At 51.0% G+C, this 17,740-nt stretch carries 12 protein-coding genes and 1 other RNA gene; 6 read left to right on the top strand and 7 right to left on the bottom strand.

The features are described 5' to 3' along the window. Window positions 1-33: 33 nt before the first annotated feature. The 3 genes from AEAE_RS05930 to AEAE_RS05940 all read right to left on the bottom strand — a co-directional run bounded on the left by AEAE_RS05930 (window position 34) and on the right by AEAE_RS05940 (window position 2,850). A complete protein-coding gene (locus AEAE_RS05930; RefSeq protein WP_094690238.1) occupies window positions 34-1,404 on the bottom strand; it encodes a phosphatase PAP2 family protein in 1,371 nt (456 codons plus the stop codon). A gap of 198 nt (window positions 1,405-1,602) precedes the next feature. Further along, an RNA gene (gene ffs, locus AEAE_RS05935) (signal recognition particle sRNA small type) lies at window positions 1,603-1,697 on the bottom strand. Window positions 1,698-1,911: 214 nt separating this feature from the next. Continuing rightward, window positions 1,912-2,850 (bottom strand): hypothetical protein, encoded by a 939-nt coding sequence (locus AEAE_RS05940; RefSeq protein WP_094690239.1) that lies wholly within the window; start codon window positions 2,848-2,850, stop codon window positions 1,912-1,914. Window positions 2,851-3,202: 352 nt separating this feature from the next. On the opposite strand from AEAE_RS05940, the gene glf reads away from it, so the two are divergent. From glf to AEAE_RS05960, 4 genes are all read left to right on the top strand, one after another. Then, window positions 3,203-4,369, top strand: a complete 1,167-nt coding sequence (glf, locus tag AEAE_RS05945) for a UDP-galactopyranose mutase (protein ID WP_094690240.1) — start codon at window positions 3,203-3,205, stop codon at window positions 4,367-4,369. Between the two features lie 263 nt (window positions 4,370-4,632). After that, on the top strand, window positions 4,633-5,787 hold the full coding sequence (locus tag AEAE_RS05950) for a LicD family protein (protein WP_211277540.1): 1,155 nt from the start codon (window positions 4,633-4,635) through the stop codon (window positions 5,785-5,787). Between the two features lie 9 nt (window positions 5,788-5,796). Next, complete coding sequence (locus AEAE_RS05955) at window positions 5,797-6,531, top strand: IspD/TarI family cytidylyltransferase (protein ID WP_094690242.1); 735 nt, start codon at window positions 5,797-5,799, stop codon at window positions 6,529-6,531. 28 nt (window positions 6,532-6,559) lie between these two features. Next, entirely contained in the window at window positions 6,560-7,597 is a 1,038-nt protein-coding gene (locus AEAE_RS05960) for an NAD-dependent epimerase/dehydratase family protein (protein WP_094690243.1), read from the top strand. A gap of 70 nt (window positions 7,598-7,667) precedes the next feature. Here AEAE_RS05960 and AEAE_RS05965 read toward each other — a convergent pair whose 3' ends face one another. Together AEAE_RS05965 and AEAE_RS05970 are read right to left on the bottom strand one after the other, a co-directional pair. Next, window positions 7,668-9,080, bottom strand: a complete 1,413-nt coding sequence (locus AEAE_RS05965) for an ABC transporter ATP-binding protein (RefSeq protein WP_244569668.1) — start codon at window positions 9,078-9,080, stop codon at window positions 7,668-7,670. A 119-nt stretch (window positions 9,081-9,199) separates the two neighbouring features. Continuing rightward, on the bottom strand, window positions 9,200-10,033 hold the full coding sequence (locus tag AEAE_RS05970; protein WP_094690244.1) for an ABC transporter permease: 834 nt from the start codon (window positions 10,031-10,033) through the stop codon (window positions 9,200-9,202). Between the two features lie 120 nt (window positions 10,034-10,153). Between AEAE_RS05970 and AEAE_RS05975 the strand changes: the two genes are divergently transcribed. Then, window positions 10,154-12,160, top strand: coding sequence for a glycosyltransferase (locus AEAE_RS05975; protein ID WP_094690245.1), 2,007 nt, complete (start codon window positions 10,154-10,156; stop codon window positions 12,158-12,160). Window positions 12,161-12,292: 132 nt separating this feature from the next. Here AEAE_RS05975 and AEAE_RS05980 read toward each other — a convergent pair whose 3' ends face one another. Together AEAE_RS05980 and AEAE_RS05985 are read right to left on the bottom strand one after the other, a co-directional pair. Further along, the gene (locus AEAE_RS05980; protein ID WP_094690246.1) at window positions 12,293-14,179 is read right to left on the bottom strand and encodes a glycosyltransferase; all 1,887 of its coding nucleotides are present in this window, start codon (window positions 14,177-14,179) and stop codon (window positions 12,293-12,295) included. 63 nt (window positions 14,180-14,242) lie between these two features. Next, window positions 14,243-16,465, bottom strand: coding sequence for a DUF6541 family protein (locus tag AEAE_RS05985; protein WP_094690247.1), 2,223 nt, complete (start codon window positions 16,463-16,465; stop codon window positions 14,243-14,245). Window positions 16,466-16,704: 239 nt separating this feature from the next. On the opposite strand from AEAE_RS05985, the gene AEAE_RS05990 reads away from it, so the two are divergent. Next, a complete protein-coding gene (locus AEAE_RS05990) occupies window positions 16,705-17,703 on the top strand; it encodes a glycosyltransferase family 2 protein (RefSeq protein WP_244569669.1) in 999 nt (332 codons plus the stop codon). Window positions 17,704-17,740: the final 37 nt, after the last annotated feature.

A 17,740-nucleotide genomic window follows, 5' to 3' on the forward strand; every position in this document is an offset into this window, starting at 1 on the left:
GCAAAACATCGCTCAAGATTACCAGCACACTGATTAGAAAGTGATCTGACTCCTCTTCTGCGGTTTCGGCGGTGCACCCACCAAACCCACAGCGGAGAGCGGGGACGCCGTCACTTGCCGCATAATCGTGACCGTCGCCACACACACCGCCGCAACGCCACCGATCAGCAGCGCACTGGAAGCCGCGGCAGGAGTAAGTACCCAGAAGTCGGGAGAGCCTGCACGCCAACCTTCCGCCAGTGGTAATCCTGAGCGAACCTGCCACAGCAAGTACAAGCCGTAGCAACTGGCCAGCAAGCCCAACACCAACAAAACCGTGTCAACAACCTGAAGCGTCGGCGACGAACGGCGAGCGCCGAGGCGATCCATCCCCGAGTTACGCGTCACCGAGAGCGTAAGCAAAGCAATGCCCGTGACGAACAGGAAAGCGACCAGAACGTCAGAAGGCCTGTGCCACTTGCCATACACCACCGAGCAGCCCACGAGAAGAGCGAAAGCCCAGCCAATCAGGCTTGCCACCCAACGCCACGCCAAGCCCACCGCCATGACGAGCATCAGGGCAGCAGCCATTGCCGCCACCGAATGCCCTGACGGTGAAGAGTTCGCCGGAGCTGCCATCTGACGGGCTAAGTGCGGGCGAGGCAGCACGCGCTTCAACCCCCAGCCACCAACCAAACACACCAGCCCGAACACCACGAGTTGGGCGAACAACTCCCAACGCTTGCGCACCAGCGCGGTAATAAAAGAAGCCAGGCAGATGAGCACGACGAAAGCAATAGTCACATAGTTGCTCACGAAGAAGAGGGTGACCTGGCGCAAAGCTTGCGGGATGAAGCGAGAGAAGGAAGACCACACGATTTCGTCGTATTGCTGGCCTGTAATGGTGCGCACGAAGGCGAGCCAAACTGCGCCTGCCGCCACGAGAAAGCCCACACCCAGTAGCAGGCACAGGATTCGTGCTGACCAGCGAGGCGAGCTGAGCAGCGGGTCGTTGAGGCTTTCGCTCATCGGCGCGGCCGCGTGCCCTGCACGCGAGGAACGAGAAGAGCGAGATTTGCTGGATGTGCTGGAAGTGCGCGAGGCACGGGCTTTGCTAGATCGGCTAGATTTACTTGAAGTGCGATCAGTGCCTGTATTCTCTGCTTCATGAACCACTTCGTTAGTTGCTTCAGAGGTACCTACAAGGCCGATCATTTCGGCGAAGCTTTCGCGAGGAGCTTGTTGCGCGCCACCAGCTGCAGCACCCTGACAAGCGCCTGCTATGCCGTCATCATGGGCGGAAGAAGCGTCGAGGCCTTGTCCCCAGTTCAAAGAGTCAGAGGAAGAGGGTTCGGCGCCGGCTTGCTGCGCGGCGATAGTCTCAGATTGCTGTAGACCCTCGGATTGATGAGTATTCTCAGCCATTTCTCCCCTACCTTCGTCGCACGCTGTCACAGAGCCTTGTTGTACCACAGTATCGGACTATCGACATGCGCCCCTGCTGTTTGCCAAGCAACCATCACGGCCAGCTCAGCTTTGTTGACCATTGTGGTGTTACCGGCCGCTATAGTGAGGTACTTTACTGGGTCAAACTGAAAATGAGATGACGTACTCGTGCAGAAAAAGAAAAACTCTCACGCACCCGATAGAGGCCGCATACCCTTGCTGCATTCCTGCCCTGGGGGAGTTTTGCGTCATATCGCCGCATGAGAGCAATCTTTATTGTATCAGCACTCACGACTTCGTCAACGCCACACCTTTCGCGCGTCATGGAAATCGCACGCCAAACGACTCGCACTCCCAAGTCGCCGCACGCACTAGCCGCACGCACTAGCCGCACGCACTAGCCACACGCACTAGCCACCCAACCGCACACCTATCACCGGCCGCATACCCGAGCACCGCACATCCACACGCCGGCAACCGGCCGCTTTACTTCAGCACCGGGTCCGAGGAGCTGCTGCTCGCGCTGGAACCGGGGTAAACGAAGAGTGTTAATCCTACATCCTTCTGGTAGCTCCATTCGGCGGCGTACTTGTCCCATTCGAGCTTCTGCGTTTCGCTCGTCTCCTTGCGTGCGCGCATTTGGTTGACACTTGCATCGGGGACGTTAAGCCTGCCGACCACACATTCGAAAACTTTCATCGACGAGTCCGGCCCCGAGACCAAGGTGAGGGCAGTGCCTGTTTGATTGAGCGTGACTTGCTCATCACCAGAATTATCTGCAGCTATCTTTTTGAGAAGAGAACATGTTGAATAGATTCTCATCAACTTCCTCGCAACTGCTCGTTCTTGTGGGCTCGCTCCTACTAAACCTTGCTGGTCCACGCCTGCCTCCGAACTGTTGTCAGAATTCTTGTCGTTGTCGTTTTCTTGGTCGTAATACTCTTGCAGCTTCTCGATGTCTTTTTTGTTTTGCTCAAGATTAGCAGGGTCTTGAGGGGCATTCTTACCGCTTAACGTATCGGAGAGGTCGTGGAAAGAGTCGCCCAGACTGAAGTTGTCAATACGCCTGCTCAAGTAGAAGAAGGTGCCTGCGATTGAGCCAAACATGAGCACGACCACGATCACGAAGATGAGCACTTTGACCCACTCGGGTGGCCGCTTCTTGCCTGAGCCGTCTGCATTCCCAGCACCCCCGGCTTTACCAGCACCACCGCCGCCTCCGCGGCCATTACCTCGACCAGGGCTGCCAACCTCGTTTGGGCCTAAAATCCCCTCATCGTTACGCGGGAAAGGAACCGAAGTGGGAGCAGGCTGCATGTCATCAAACTCCACCTCGTCAGGAATGCCATTATTGTTCATGTCATTCATGAAGTCGTTGTTCATGTCATTATTCATGTCGTTAAAATCGCCATTATCCATGTCCATCACGCTCCTCCTTTCCCTGTAGCCTCTCCATCTTTGGCTCGCACCGGATAGTTGCGTGCGCAATACCACAGCACACTGTAGCCTCTTATCGCTCGCTGCCAAAGCACACTGGCAACCCGGGTCTTCTTTTAACGCTAGCGCATAATTGTTGCCATTACGTGGCTAAAGTGTGGGAAATGCCGAAATCTCAAGCGCCGAGCGTTCCTCATACCCTCGTACGCGCTACACTCACTAAGGAAGCGAGAGAACATGAGCACGCAACTGGTAACGCTTCACGCGGCCTTGTGCGTACTGATAATCTCAAGAAATTCTCAAGATTACCAGCCCGGCTCATGCCAGCGAAAGGAAAACTATGGCTACCGAAGAGCATACCGACCTGATCATCGTCGGCGCCGGCCTGTTTGGCCTGACTGTCGCCCAGCAAGCTGCTGAGAATGGCTACCATGTTCACATCATCGACGTTCGTGAGCATATCGGCGGTAATGCGTACTCCTACTTTGATAAGGAGACAGGCATCGAGGTACACAAGTACGGTGCTCACCTCTTCCACACTTCCAACCAGCGAGTGTGGGACTATGTGAACCGCTTCACTAGCTTTACCAACTACGTCCATCGCGTCTATGCGACCCACGACGGCGAAGTCTACCCCATGCCAATCAACCTGGGCACCATCAACCAGTTCTTCCACGCGGCTTACACCCCAGCACAAGCTGAAGCGCTTATTAACGAGCAGGCCGGCGAGTACGCCAATGTTGAGCCTCAAAACCTCAACGACCAGGGCATCAAGCTGATCGGCAAGCCTCTCTACGAAGCTTTCATCAAGAACTACACCGCCAAGCAGTGGCAGACTGACCCTGAGAAGCTCCCAGCCAGCATCATCCGCCGCCTGCCAGTGCGTTTCACGTACAACAATCGCTACTTCCGCGACACTTACGAGGGCCTGCCAACCGACGGTTACACTCGCTGGTTCGAACGCATGATTGATAATCCGAACATCGAAGTGACGCTCTCCACCGACTTCTTCGATGCTTCTCAGGAACTTTCCAAGGCCAACTTGCGCGGCTCCGTGCCGATCGTCTACACCGGTCCAATCGACCGCTACTTCGGCTCGCAGCTGGGCGACCTGCACTGGCGCACCGTCGACTTCAAGGAGCACCGCTACGACGAGGTCAACCACTTGGGCACCCCAGTGATGAACTACGTGGACGCCGATGTTCCGTTCACCCGCTCCATCGAGTTCAAGAACTTCAACCCGGAGCGCACCGAAGTGGCCGAGCAGAAGCGCACGATTGTGTGGGACGAGTACTCGCGCTTCGCCAGCAAGGACGACGAGCCTTACTACCCAATCAACACCGCTGAGGACCGCGAGCGTTTCGCCCAGTACAAGGCCATGGAGGACGCCGAGCCAAACGTCGTGTTTGGCGGCCGTCTGGGTGGTTACGCTTACTTCGACATGCACCAAACCATTAACTCTGCTCTCATTGCTTGGGAGAAACAGGTCAAGCCTCTGCTCAAGTAAATTTCTTGAGATTATCAGGCTGCGTTTCTCTTCGCCGCTTCACATATAAGAAAAGCTGGTAACAAGTTGCCCTTGTTACCAGCTTTTTGTGTATGTGGCTGAAAGCGCAGAGCGGTTATGTTGACTGCCACTCAGAATTCATCCATTCCTTGCCAGTAATCCACAAAACAGCACGCACTTTTTCTCTATTCCCCTCCCAGCAATTACAATGTGAAAAGAGTAAGTTTGACCGGCACAGGTATGGCGAGGAGCAACGAGGCAGCATGGGGTTCCTATCACAAATGAAAAAACTACTTCCCGTTTCTTCTCGATCTTTCCATCGCCATGAAGAGGTCAGCGAAGCAAACCAACAGAAGCTTCTGCACCGTCTCGATGAAATCAGCAACCAGATTGCAGGCCTCCACGAATCGCAAGATGACATCCGCAATCGCGTTATCTGGCAGGATGGCGAAGCAAATTACCGCCTTGAGCGCTTCCAATACTTGTTCTGGCAGCTCTACCGCCACGAAGGCGAGAGCGAAGAAGCCGCTAAAATTCGCTTCTTCCACTCTCTCACTCCTCATGGTGATAATCTCATGCTCATGCAAGATGCTGGAGCCGCACTCCTCCACCATTTCGCCGATATTTGCAAGCGCAACAACCTTCTGTACTGGGCTAACGGCGGAACTCTCCTCGGAGCTGTTCGTCATGGCAATTTTGTCCCCTGGGACGACGACATCGACGTATACATGCCCTCGGATCAGCTTCTCAAATTAAAGAAGATTATCACCGAGCAGGAGCCGCAGTTCCGCATTCGCGTGATGTGGGATTGGATTGCTGCATGCCGACAGATTCGCTTCATGACTTCTGACCCGAACTGCCCGGCATTCGTCGATATTTTCCCGGTATACTGGGTCTCCTCCAACCCTCAAACTTCAGGGGACAAAGCCGTTCAAGCCCGTTTAGATTTCCAAGAGAAACTGTGGGACACCTTTGCTTCTACCTCTTGGGCAACCTCGAGCAACTATGATGATCATCTCATCCCCGATGATGATTCTCCTCTGGCTCAGCGTTTGCGCGAATTCCTCGCAGCAGCGCAGAAGAAGCTTGGTCAATCCGTGACTTTTGTTGATTCCGAGCAGAAGGCTTCTGGTTTTGTTCGAGGAATTGAAAATATTCCTGAACCACATCCTGCGCATCCTTACCCTAAGAAGGATTGGGTGGATATTCACCCAATTAAATTTAGGGACTTTACTTTGTCCGCGCCTTCTCTGGATGTGACAAAAACCTTCCTCGAACGCACATATGGTGATTGGCTTTCCTTACCGCGTGACATGTTTGAAATGCAAAATCACCGTCATTTTGCTTCTATTACTGAGAGCCAAGAAACACGAGAATCACTCACCCGTTTGATTGATTCTGCTCAATCCTTAGATTAAGGAGCTCACATGCGTACTGTTGCTATCATCACCGCAGGCGGTAGAGGAAACCGCATGGGTCAAGACCTTCCCAAGCAATTCCTCCCCATTGAAGACAAACCTGCTATTGCCTACACTATGGAATCTCTGCAAAAGAGCCCTCTCGTTGATGCAATTATCGTCGTATGCATCGCCGGCTGGGAGACCGTTGTTCAAGCCTATGCCAACCAATTTGGCATCACGAAGCTTGTTGGCATTTGTGAAGGCGGAGCAACAAACCATGAGAGCATTGAAAACGGTACCCGCCTTGCCGCCCAGAAATTCCCACCCGATACGCTCGTTCTGGTGCATGACGCAGCTCGTCCTAACCTTCCCCAGTTTGTTATTGAGGATAGCGTGAGAGTCGCCACCCAATATGGCAACTCAGTTCCTGTCATCCCTACCGCTGAGGTACTTCTCGAATCAGAAGATGGTTCAACATCCGCTCGTGTTATTGAACGCTCTACTGCAAAGAGAACTCAAACACCTCAGGGCTTCATCCTTTCTGACCTCCAACAAATGCAAGCTGAAGTGGACCAGCGAGGAATCCAACCGAAAGCACCGTGCGAAATGGTGGTACTCTGCGGCAAAACGATGCATCTGAGCCGCGGAAGTGAGAAGAATATTAAGCTCACTACCCTCGAGGATATTGACATTTTCCGAGCCTTGCTTCACGCACAACGAAGCCCTTGGCTCAAACAATCTTCCACTAATTCCCAAGAGTAAACGAGACGAAGCACACAATCGAGTTTTTATGACTATTTCAGATGCAGCACTTGCCGCCCGCGCAACCGTACAACCCAAGCTCCTTCGTGGTGCTCATATTCTCGTCGCAGGAGCAAGTGGATTGATTGGCTCACTGATCGTCTCCACACTGCATGAATTGAACCAACACTTGCACTTAGGTGTGAGCATTGTTGCCGCTGCTCGTCACACGGAACATATGCGCGAGCTTTTTGCTGATTTGTCTGACGTTGAGATTGTTTCCCTCGATGTTTCTGATGCAGTTGCTGTCAGTGAGCTCACAGCGAGTATGCAGCAGAACCCTCTGACTCACGTTATTCATGCAGCAAGCCCTGCTAATCCTGCGCTCTTTTCTCGCTCCCCAGTAGAGACGATGCAAAGTAATATTCAGGGTTTGATCAACCTTCTCACTCTTGCTCGTCGTCATGAGGTTTCTCGTTTTGTGTATATCTCTTCCGGAGAAGTCTACGGTTACACCCATGGCTGGCATCTCATGAAGGAGAATGAGCTGGGAGAATTGGATGTGCTCTCTCCTCGCTCTTGCTATCCGCAGGCGAAAAGGGCAAGTGAGACCTTGGGAATTAGTGCTATCAGTGAATATGGCATTCCTGTGGTGATTGCTCGCCTCTCTCATGTGTTCGGCCCCGGCTTTTTAGCCTCAGATAATCGTATTTCAGCTGATTTCTTTAAGCGTGCGTCAGCTGGCCAGGCAATCGAATTGAGAAGTGCAGGCTTGGATCATCGAACGATGATTTATGTGAGTGATTGCGTTTCAGCAATTCTGAGTTTATTGACTGTAGGTAAGGCAGGTGTTGCCTATAACGTCACTAATTCCAACAATTTGACTACCGTTGCGCAGTTCTCTGCTCTGATCGCGCGTACTGCGGCAGTGGCTTTCACCCATGGTGATCCAACTCCTGATTGGGATGAACAGACGAGCCTTCAGCGTGCCACAGCATTAGATGATTCATTGTTGAGGGAATTGGGATGGTCCCCTGCAATCTCGGTGGAGGAGGGAGTCGAGAGGACTCTCTCCTCACTGAGATAACAGTCGAGGTAACAGCCAAATTTACTGGGTTTGATTCATCTGCTGGAGTAAATGAGCTAAGCTCATACGCTTATTGTGCATCATAGGTAATCTGCTTGAGCGAACCCAACGCATTCTGGCGCTGTGCTTCATCAACACGCTGCTGCGACTGTGGGTTCTTCCACTCAGCAGGCTTGTTAACGATGACATCCTGCGCTTGAAGCCCATCTTCTTCTCCAGAAGTAACAGGAACAAACTGGAGTGCCCTATCGGAGAGAAGAGCATACTGCCTATTACGTGGGTTTCGCACCACGAAGCTGCAACTATTGGCGTCAATAGCTACTGCTACCAAATCGGTTGCTCCAGGGTCAGAAGCGTTCGGCACTCGCAAAGAAGTGAAGAGGGAGAATTCACCGTCGTTGAACTGGTCAACTGGCAGCTCAAATTCTAGGCGATGATGCCCCTTCTTGGTAATCCTGAACGTCTTTGAACCAGAGTCATAGGTGATGCCACCACGCGACATATCATGCAGAGCGATAGCGATGTAGAAGTCGCCTGGCTCATCAAACTGGTATTCCACACCAAAACGGAAGGGCTGAGTGCCATCAATCAACGGCGAACCGATAGGGTACGTACGCAAAATCGGGACGCGGGCATTCAAACCATTAGGAAATACCGGCACAGCTTTACCTTGCTCATCCTTCTGTGCCAAAGCTTGAGCAGCTTTACGCGCTTGCTTCTCGCCCTTCTTGCGCTCCGCTTCAAGGTTCGACAGCGTGTAACGGTCAGCAACCGTCTCTTTATCACCGTAAGCAACGATCTTGCCATCTTCGATCATCATGGCACGAGTGCAATAACGCTTGACGGCCCCCATATCATGAGTGACAAGAATGACCGTCTTCGTAGGGTCTTTACGAATTTGAGTGAAGAAGTCATCACACTTACGCTGAAAAGCTTCATCACCCACGGCGAGAACCTCATCCAGCACCAAAATGTCACCCTGCGCTTTGATAGCAACAGAGAAAGCGAGGCGCACCTGCATACCGGACGAATAGTTCTTCAACTTCTGGTCCATGAAGTCGCCCAATTCAGCAAACTCGACGATGTCGTCATACATCGCATCCGTTTGCTCATGGTCGAAGCCCAACAGTGCGCAATTGAGGTAAACGTTCTCGCGGCCAGTCAGCTCGGGGTTGAAGCCCACGCCCAATTCGATGAACGGCACGAGTTTACCCGACACAGAAACAGAACCTTTATTAGGGTAGTAAATCTGCGAAATGATCTTGAGCAAGGTGGACTTACCGCCACCATTGCGGCCCACAATGCCGAAGAATTCACCCTGATGCACCTGGAAACTGATACCGCGCAGAACATGCTGCCAGCGGTAACCACGAATTCCCTTCGTCCAGTTAATCACAGCCTGCTTTAAGCCCGTAGCCTGCTCGGTTGGCAGCTTGAAGTCCTTATACACGTCGTGAACATCGAGAACAACAGGAGCATCCATACCAGGGAAACGCTCACCATTACTCCTATATTCGCCGCTCTCCACGCTCACGCTGTCCTCTTGAGCAGATGCAGATGCAGAAGTGGAGCTCATGGAATTCTTCATCTTTTCCTCACTCATCACATCACCTCGGCGAAATGCTTCTCATACTTACGGAACACAAAAATACCCAACCACAGAATAAAAGCAGTGATAATCAGAGGGATCAAGCGAATTCCCCAGTTGCTAAACTGCGTCCAAATAGTAGGCTGCGTCTGTGCAATAAAGTTGTGACGAATATCCTGAATAGTTTGAGCCCAAGGATTGAGCAATTCCAAACTTCCTAAACGCGCATAAATGCCACCACGCTGGAACACATAGCTCAACGGGTAAATTATCGGTGTTGCGTAGAAAAGCAGCTGAGAGAACACATCCCAAATATGGGCAATATCGCGGAAGTACACATACATCGTGGCCATAATGAGCGTCCAGCCGATGGTGATGCAATACAATTCCACAAAATTCAGCGGCAACAACACCACACGCCAAGTGAATTGAACACGGTTGACCACAGCGAAGAGCAATACCACCAGCAGGTTAATTCCATAGCTGATCAGAGCGCCCATCGAGGCAGACACAACGACGATGTAGTTAGGGAAGTGGATTTTGCGCAACAAGTCACCACGGTCGACGAGTGCACGCAAGCCCACATTGGTGGTATCAGTGACGAACTGCCACGAGCTGATTCCCAGCAACAGCACCACAGGGTATGTCGGAGTTCCGTCGGACATGCGCAAGAAGCGCGCGAAGACGAGGTACATCACGCAGAACATGAGCAGCGGCTTCACCACTGACCATGCCACACCGAGGAAAGAGCCCTGGTAGCGGAGCTTAAAGTCGGTTTTCACCAAACCTTTCAGCACCGTCCAAGCGTATGCGTAGCGCTTTCGTAACTGAGCAACCAATGTATTCACGTCCTACAGTTTACTGTTGCATGCTCACTGGCTACTCACTTGCATCCTGATTCGAGGAAAAATACACAGCACTCTCAAGCTTATGCCGCACAAAGTGGCTGTTTTCTCTACAATGAAACTATGACTAATATTGCGAAGCCCGAACCAGTGACGATGTGGGAAAGTGTCCACCGCATTGTTTTTCCTACGAGCGATAAGGAGCTTACTTTCCCTCTTTACGCTCAAGTGTGGCATCCCTCGCATATCTCTCCTGAAGCTTTTGATTTCCAGCAAGTTATTCGCCACAAGCCTGTTCACTCTGCGCAGGCTACTGCTGAGGCTCTCGCCTCTGGGAGAATGCGCGTTCGTTCTCGCTATGCCGCCACCATTTACTCTTTTTCACACATCACTTTCTGCACGTATTTCAACGCTTTCCCTGCCTCTTATTGGCAGTATTGGACTGGTGTGCGCGCTGTTCGTTGCTCAATGTGGGCTCGAGGCAACGCAACGGTGCGGTTTTTCAAATCGGATTCTCTGGGGCTGAGCACTCCCGTTGGCACTCTCAAGTTTTCTTCTCATAAGAAAGACTCTGAGATTCTCACTATTACTATTCCTCTGACTGGCACTATTGACGGCGGTTTCATCTGGTTTGATGTTGAGACGGATGTGGATGATTTTGAGCTTCATGAAGCTTCGTGGCAAGTTGATGCAAAACTAAAACGCCATGTGGGTGATCTCTCCCGTTTCTCCATCGCAATTACTACTTTTAACCGGGAAGCTTTCGCTCTTCGCCAGTTGAACAGCATTGCTCATGATCCTCTTCTCCGTGAGCGTTTGGATACTGTCTACTGCATCGATCAAGGCACTCATCCTCTGAGTGCGCTCACAGGCTTTGACCGCGTTAAGCGTGAGTTAGGTGATCAGCTGACTTATATTCGCCAAGCTAACCTGGGTGGCTCGGGTGGTTTTTCCCGAGGAATGTACGAAACGGAGAAGGCAGGAACCTCCTCCAGTGTTGTTCTTCTTGATGATGATGCTATTAACGAGCCAGAAGCGCTTCTGCGCGCTGTTCAGTTTGCCGACTATACGCATAAGCCATCGCTGGTTGGTGCGGGGATGCTGCATTTGGATAATCGCTCGATGCTCTATACACAAGCAGAGAGGATGAATGCGCGAACTCTTCTGCATGAGCAGTATGTGAAGAATCATGATTTTGCTCTCTCGAGCCTTGCTGATTCTCCTGAGCTTCATCGTCGTGTGGATAGCGAATATAACGGCTGGTGGATGTGCCTTATTCCTGTTGAGGTGATGAAGAAAATTGGCTATGCCATGCCTGTTTTCATCAAATATGATGATGTGGAGTATGGTTATCGTGCTCGTGCCAATGGTTTCCCCACGATCAGTTTGCCTGGAGTTGCATTGTGGCATCAAGCCTGGCATAGCAAGGATTCGTCTCGCAGCTGGCAGGAGTACTTTGAGGAACGCAATCGCATTCTCTTCGCTCTGTTGACGTATGAGCGTCCGTTGAAGTCTTTGACGAAGGTCATGCTCACCCATGAAGCATCGTTAGGTTTGCGTTTCCTCTACTCTGGCATTTCTATGGATAATCTCGCGATGAAAGAGATCCTCTCTGGGCCTGAAACCATTGTTTCCCACTATCCTCATGCCATCGCAGATGTGAATAAATATCGCTCTCAGTTTGACGATGCTCACCTTCTGGACGATGAGGAGCAAGCTCGCCTTCCTCTTCCTACGCAGAGCTTTTATGACAAGAATGCTTTATACTTAAGCGAAAGCGAAGCTGCTCGTCAGGGTATGAAGGCGACAGTTCGCGCATTGCTCACTCCTCGTCGTGCTACACCTGAACAAGCGCCGCAACTTTCGCTTCCTGCTCAAGAGGCTAATTGGCAAACTCTCGAGCCTGTCACCTCTGCTCTGGTTGCGTCTTCTGATGGTAATGGCATTTCTCTGAATCGTCGCGATGACTTTGTGATGCGCAAAGGCGTGTGGGAAGGTTTCCGTTTAACCCGCCAGATTATCAAGAACTGGGGTTCTTTGCGTCATCGTTATCTCTCTTTCGGTTTTGCAAGTAGGAACATGTGGGAGAGGATCTTCTCTCAAGCGGACCAGGAAGCAAAAGATAAGTAAGCACGTATATGGACTAGCGGCAGTTTACTCTTGCGTATAGCCGTGCGTATCACAAAGTAAGGGGCGTTCCTGCAAGGAGGAACGCCCCTCATTATTCTTCTCAGCACGTGTCAGTCGGGCTGACAATCTTGGTTACTTCATATCCAAATAGTTCTTCCAGAACTCCAGCGACGTAACGCGAGAACGGGAAGCCTCGTAGCGAGCACGCAACTGCTTCTCGTGAGCCTTGAAATACTTCATATCGCGACGGTAGCGTGCCTGGATTTCTTTGAACTGCTGAATGTCTTTTTGCCGTACAGCACCCTTTTGTGAATACCAATCCACCACGATGATGTACTTTTTGCCGCGAATCACACCAGCAGGGTATGACCATCCATCAGTAGGAATGACCACATAGCCTTCGCCCTGAGAATGCAGGAATCGCTGACCATTGTCTGTCACGTAATCGGCGATGCGCTGTACATAGCTGCGCGGACTGTCGGAATCAACCAGCTGATGAGTGTAGTGAGAAGGATCAAAATCGAGGCCTAATGCTGCCGTTTGCTTCTGCAACTGAGCATAGTCAACAAGCTTTTCCTGGTTCTTATTCGCTGCGAGGAACGTCTTCTCGGCCATGCCCTTTGCTGAGTAGAATTCTGGGCCTTTCAAGAAGTCTTCAAAGGCGTCTAACACGAGGCGCGCGTTCGTGTAGCCGAACTTCTTGAGTTCCAGTCGCACAAAATTGTGTACTTGATAAATGAAGTCAGAATCAGGCGCAAAGCCAGTGGTGAACTGTGCAGTCAGAGTATTGCGGATAGTCTGGTAGCGTTCCACTGCAGCAGAGTAGCGAATATAGAATGGCATGTGCCAGATTCCAATGCCGTTCATGCTCATCAGAGGAACCATCGTTCTCGTGCCGTATTCTGTGTCATCACTGCGAATGAAGAATGGCAATGGAAGGCCTACGCGCTTAATGACGCTGATCGGGATGCAGCAATACCACCAGCCTGCGTAGCGTTGACGACGCTGAATGTCCTTCGGAGCTTCGAAAGTCTCATTGTAGATCAGATCGTCCAGGTTGTTCGCGTCCAATTGCGGTTTGAGTGGAGCAAACGGCCCTTGCGGAGTAACCCAGCCAGTATCCTCCATGCTGAGGTTAGGGACGATGAAGTTGAGCATCGAGCCGGAAACGAGAGCCTCCTTGTACTCGTCGTTGACGATTCGCAGCAAATTATAGGTACGTCGAATGGATTCCGGAGCGATAGACACATCGTCGTCCATCAAAATAATGTGTGTTGCAGGTTTTTCCTGCTCCATCGCTTCGATCATGCCGCGTGCAAAACCACCAGCACCGCCAACATTCTTATTAGGACGGATGGTGACATGCTCATCAGAAAGCTCATGAACGGGCAAAGTTCGGCCATTATCGATCACATACATATGGAAGTGATCAGCAAGCTCATCACCGGGCTGGCACAGCTGCGCTTTTACCTTGGCAATGTTGTCGCGAACATAGCTTTCCTTCTTAAAAGTCGTTGTCGAAAGCACGAGATTAACATCGCGCAGTTGCTGCTCCACGCTGACTGAGTAGTAAGAATGAGTCAGTTCAACAGGCTCATCCTCAGTGGTGAGAACGAAAGAGGCCAAGACAGTGTCAGTGTTGCACGGAAGCTCAACTTCAACACTGTGCCAATCTTGAGATGCGGGAAGAAGGACAGGCTCGCCCTGAGGCTGAGGAGTGTGTGAGTACACAGACGCGATGATCGGCTGGAGATGAGCTTGGCCACCCTTATGCGTAACCGTGAGAGTGAACTTTTGTGCCGAAGCATATTCGCGGAGCTTTCCTACAGAAAGCGCGTTGAAATAGGTCATGAAGTTAAAGCTCGAATGTGCGGCAAAACTCCACACCGAATGTGCTGGGTTATTGTCGGCAACATCGAGCGGTTGGAATCGCCCGGTAGCATGCACGTATAACCCTGGGCATTCAAGCGCTCGAGGATTCTCTTCGAGAAGAACATTTGCGAAGCGAATTGTTGGCATAACCCCTCCAAACATGAAACTATGCGTCATGTTACCAGCAGGAATAGCAAAACAGAGACACACTTACTCGTCAATGCGATACAGCCTGTTATTCCCTTCTTCTAAGACCAGCGTAAAACCAGGAGTTGATGGCTTGAGCTTGTCAAAACCTGTCCACATTGAAGCCATGTAGCTGTTTGTATAGCCATGCCAGTATCCATCATTCTTATCAAATCGATATTCATGACGATCCATGAGCAGGACATAGCGAGCTCCTGATTTCTTCACAGCTGCGCGTACCTGTGCATCGGTTGAATAATCGTAAAGCCGTTGCATGATTGGCCACATATCATTACTCGGGTGACCCATCCAGTTCGCGTCAAATGCTTTGAAGAAAATATTGACATTATCCAAGGCATACATAAATGCTGAACCGTCATAGGGTTGGTTGAGCACCACTGAATTGCCAACGATAGCCTTCACTTTCTTCACGAACTGGCGTTCTTCTTGTGTGTAGCTGCGCAGTTTCCCTGTGGCTTTATTCCCATCCTCCAAGTGTTCGATGACATCTTCAAAACCTAATTGATGATGGTCACCAGCAAGAGTGAAAGAAGGAACCATGTTAACCAACAGGCACACAGCAGTAAAAAGAACAACACAAACAGCAGCAATGTGAGAACGTCTCGTATTACCACTGATCAATGCCACCAGCTCATTGTTCTCAGCGTCATTGTTTTCGGAGCGTGAGGAGGCAATGTTATGAGCAGAGGAAAGATGTCCTTTCATGACAATCTTGGCAAGCCCAAGAAGGATGACAGACAGACCAAAAGCTGCAAGAAAAATCCCAGAAAAGACAGTAGCTGCAGCAAGACGATAGTGATCTGTGTACCAAAAACCCGTGAGGAGATGCTTCACATCATTATCCTGCGATGCAGAAAGCACCCAGAATCCCGCAAAAACAGCGTAAGATGCAGTAATCCAGAGATACTGACGATGCCACAATGTCCAGATCGCACCCACAGTGACGAGAACCATCAGAATGTACTGAGGAGCCCACGCAACTGCACCGCCCGCTGCAGATACTGCAAACATATTCAACAGCGCGTAACGAATGCGCAAGAAATGGGGCCATGTAAATGTCACGGTTCTTTGCAAGAACTCTAGCCCATAAAGGAATTTCCACACAACTGCAACAACAGAGAGGAAAAGCACTTCAATAACCACGCTCATTGCAACACGAGCAGCCACAGACTGATGTGTTAAGGCAGCAGAACAATATGCAGGGATTCGGAAAACAACGTAAACAGCAAGAATGACTGCGGTGGTAAAGATGACGTTTGGCTGAGCCATAGCACTGCCAACTGCCGTCAGAGCGAAAAGCGGAAGAATATGGAAGCGAGTGGACCACGAGCTCTGCGGAGAAAAGATTACTAGGCCAAAGAGCAGCAATACTGGAAGCATCACATTCGAGAACATATTCGAATAGAGCGGTCCGAATGACATAAAGCGCCATGGGAATGCAGCGAATGCACCGCTGAGAAGGAATGCCAACGGCCACAATTGCTGTACTGGAGGCTTCCTCATCACCCAACGGATAAGAGCGTAAACGCTGATAGGCCACACCACGCAAATCACAATGGTGTTAATTGCATTAGCAGCCAACGGAATCGATGCTCCTGTCAGCATGGCTGTCAGTGCAACCAGAGCATGCCAGCCTGTCGGGTAAAATGTTCCACCTTCTGTAGGAACGACAGCACCAGAACGTGTAGCAGAAAAATCACCCTTCTCCATGAACCACTTAATGATGGAATAATGCCATGGAACATCGTAATTTTGTACGAAGGAATCTGGCCCATCAAAACGGCTGACGACAAAGAAAATTGTTTGGAACAGCAGAAGAACGACGGCTGTTCCTGTCACCATCAGGTACCCCCGCGAGCGTGGCAGCGCGAGAACAGTACGGAGAGAATTCCATGCATTCTTTTCCACACTGTTACTGCCTTGCGCGATTTTCCCTGCACTCTCGTGGGAGCTCATCGCTGCCTTTTTTCTCATCAGCACTTGAGCGACCTGAGCAATTCCAAGAATTATGGTCAGCGGCAATACAAACGTGAGAAGCGTCACTGGAATGTGAGCATGAGAATAGGCAAGGAAAAGAACCTGTGCAATTCCGACTGTAACTGGAGCTGATGCAATCAGACTGACATTCCAAGGAACTCGGAATAAATGCAGAAGCACCGTTCCCGGTACGTAAAGCAAGAGTGCTCCCACTATTCCCGCAAGCACGAACATCAGCCAGCCAGCCATATCTCACCTTCCTTGTTACTCTGGACTATCCTATCAACAGCATGCCAAGCCTCAAACTCGCACAAGCATTCTTCACCTGTATTCGTCACTCCTCGTCATTTGCAATGCTTCGACCGCATTATCAGTATTATTTCTTACTTTTCGCTAGTATTGAGACTGTGAATAATCAGCAGTCAAAGGAGCAGAACTTGGCCAAGGCAAATGAGGCAACTCCGATCCTCCCTGCTCAGCCAGAGCCGATTGATCAGGGGAAAGTGGACGCTGCAGAAGTTGCTGTGCTTATTCCTTGCTACAATGAAGCGGTCACTATTACCAAGGTGGTGACTGATTTCCGCCGTGTTCTACCTCACGCCACTATCTACGTGTATGACAACAATTCCAGCGATGACACCGCTCAGCTTGCCAAGAAGGCTGGCGCTGTTGTGCGCCACGAGCCGCGCCAGGGCAAGGGAAATGTCATCCGCTCCATGTTTGAAGACATCGACGCAGATGCGTACGTCATGGTGGACGGTGACGACACGTACCCGGCCGAAGATGCTCCTGCTATGATTCAAAAGATTCTCGAAGGCTACGACATGGTGATTGGCGACCGCCTCTCCTCCACCTACTTCGAGGAGAACAAGCGTCCCTTCCACAACATGGGTAATGTTCTCGTGCGCGGTTCGATCAACCACATGTTCCACTCCAACGTCACTGATGTGATGACTGGCTACCGTGCGATGAGCTTTGGCTTTGTGAAAACCTACCCTGCTATTTCTCGCGGTTTTGAGTTGGAGACGGAGATGACCATCCATGCTCTCAACCACAATGTGAAAATCACGGCGATGCCTGTCCAGTATCGCGACCGCCCTGAAGGTTCCGTTTCCAAGCTTGACACGGTGGGTGATGGCATCAAGGTGATGAGCACGATTGGCCGTATGATCCGCGAAAACAAGCCACTTCCCTTCTTCAGCTGGATTGGTGGCATCATTGCGCTCATCGGTGCAGCCTTCGTGGCTTCTATTTTTTGGGAGTTCTGGCAAACGCATATGGTACAGCGCTTCCCTACCCTCTTCTGCGCTGTGTTTATGATCATTCTGGGTGTGCTTTTCTTCATTGCTGGCTTGATCCTCGACGCTCAAGCTCGTGCCGCGCGGAAGCGTTTCACGCAGCAGATGAACCATGTCGTTTATTTGCGCCATGTTATGGCCGCTCTCAAGAAGCAGCATCATGATATGGCTTCTTCTCACCGCATCTAAAATTTCTTGAGATTATCAGCGCGGAAAAAGCAATGCG

Source organism: Aeriscardovia aeriphila (assembly GCF_002259595.1).
GTDB lineage: Bacteria > Actinomycetota > Actinomycetes > Actinomycetales > Bifidobacteriaceae > Aeriscardovia > Aeriscardovia aeriphila.

Coding starts and splice junctions, on each gene's coding strand:
- AEAE_RS05965 (WP_244569668.1), bottom strand. CDS start 9,080: ATGGATGCTCCTGTTGTTCTCGATGTTCACGACGTGTATAAGGACTTC.
- AEAE_RS05940 (WP_094690239.1), bottom strand. CDS start 2,850: ATGGACATGGATAATGGCGATTTTAACGACATGAATAATGACATGAAC.
- AEAE_RS05950 (WP_211277540.1), top strand. CDS start 4,633: ATGGGGTTCCTATCACAAATGAAAAAACTACTTCCCGTTTCTTCTCGA.
- AEAE_RS05930 (WP_094690238.1), bottom strand. CDS start 1,404: ATGGCTGAGAATACTCATCAATCCGAGGGTCTACAGCAATCTGAGACT.
- glf (WP_094690240.1), top strand. CDS start 3,203: ATGGCTACCGAAGAGCATACCGACCTGATCATCGTCGGCGCCGGCCTG.
- AEAE_RS05960 (WP_094690243.1), top strand. CDS start 6,560: ATGACTATTTCAGATGCAGCACTTGCCGCCCGCGCAACCGTACAACCC.
- AEAE_RS05980 (WP_094690246.1), bottom strand. CDS start 14,179: ATGCCAACAATTCGCTTCGCAAATGTTCTTCTCGAAGAGAATCCTCGA.
- AEAE_RS05975 (WP_094690245.1), top strand. CDS start 10,154: ATGACTAATATTGCGAAGCCCGAACCAGTGACGATGTGGGAAAGTGTC.
- AEAE_RS05985 (WP_094690247.1), bottom strand. CDS start 16,465: ATGGCTGGCTGGCTGATGTTCGTGCTTGCGGGAATAGTGGGAGCACTC.
- AEAE_RS05955 (WP_094690242.1), top strand. CDS start 5,797: ATGCGTACTGTTGCTATCATCACCGCAGGCGGTAGAGGAAACCGCATG.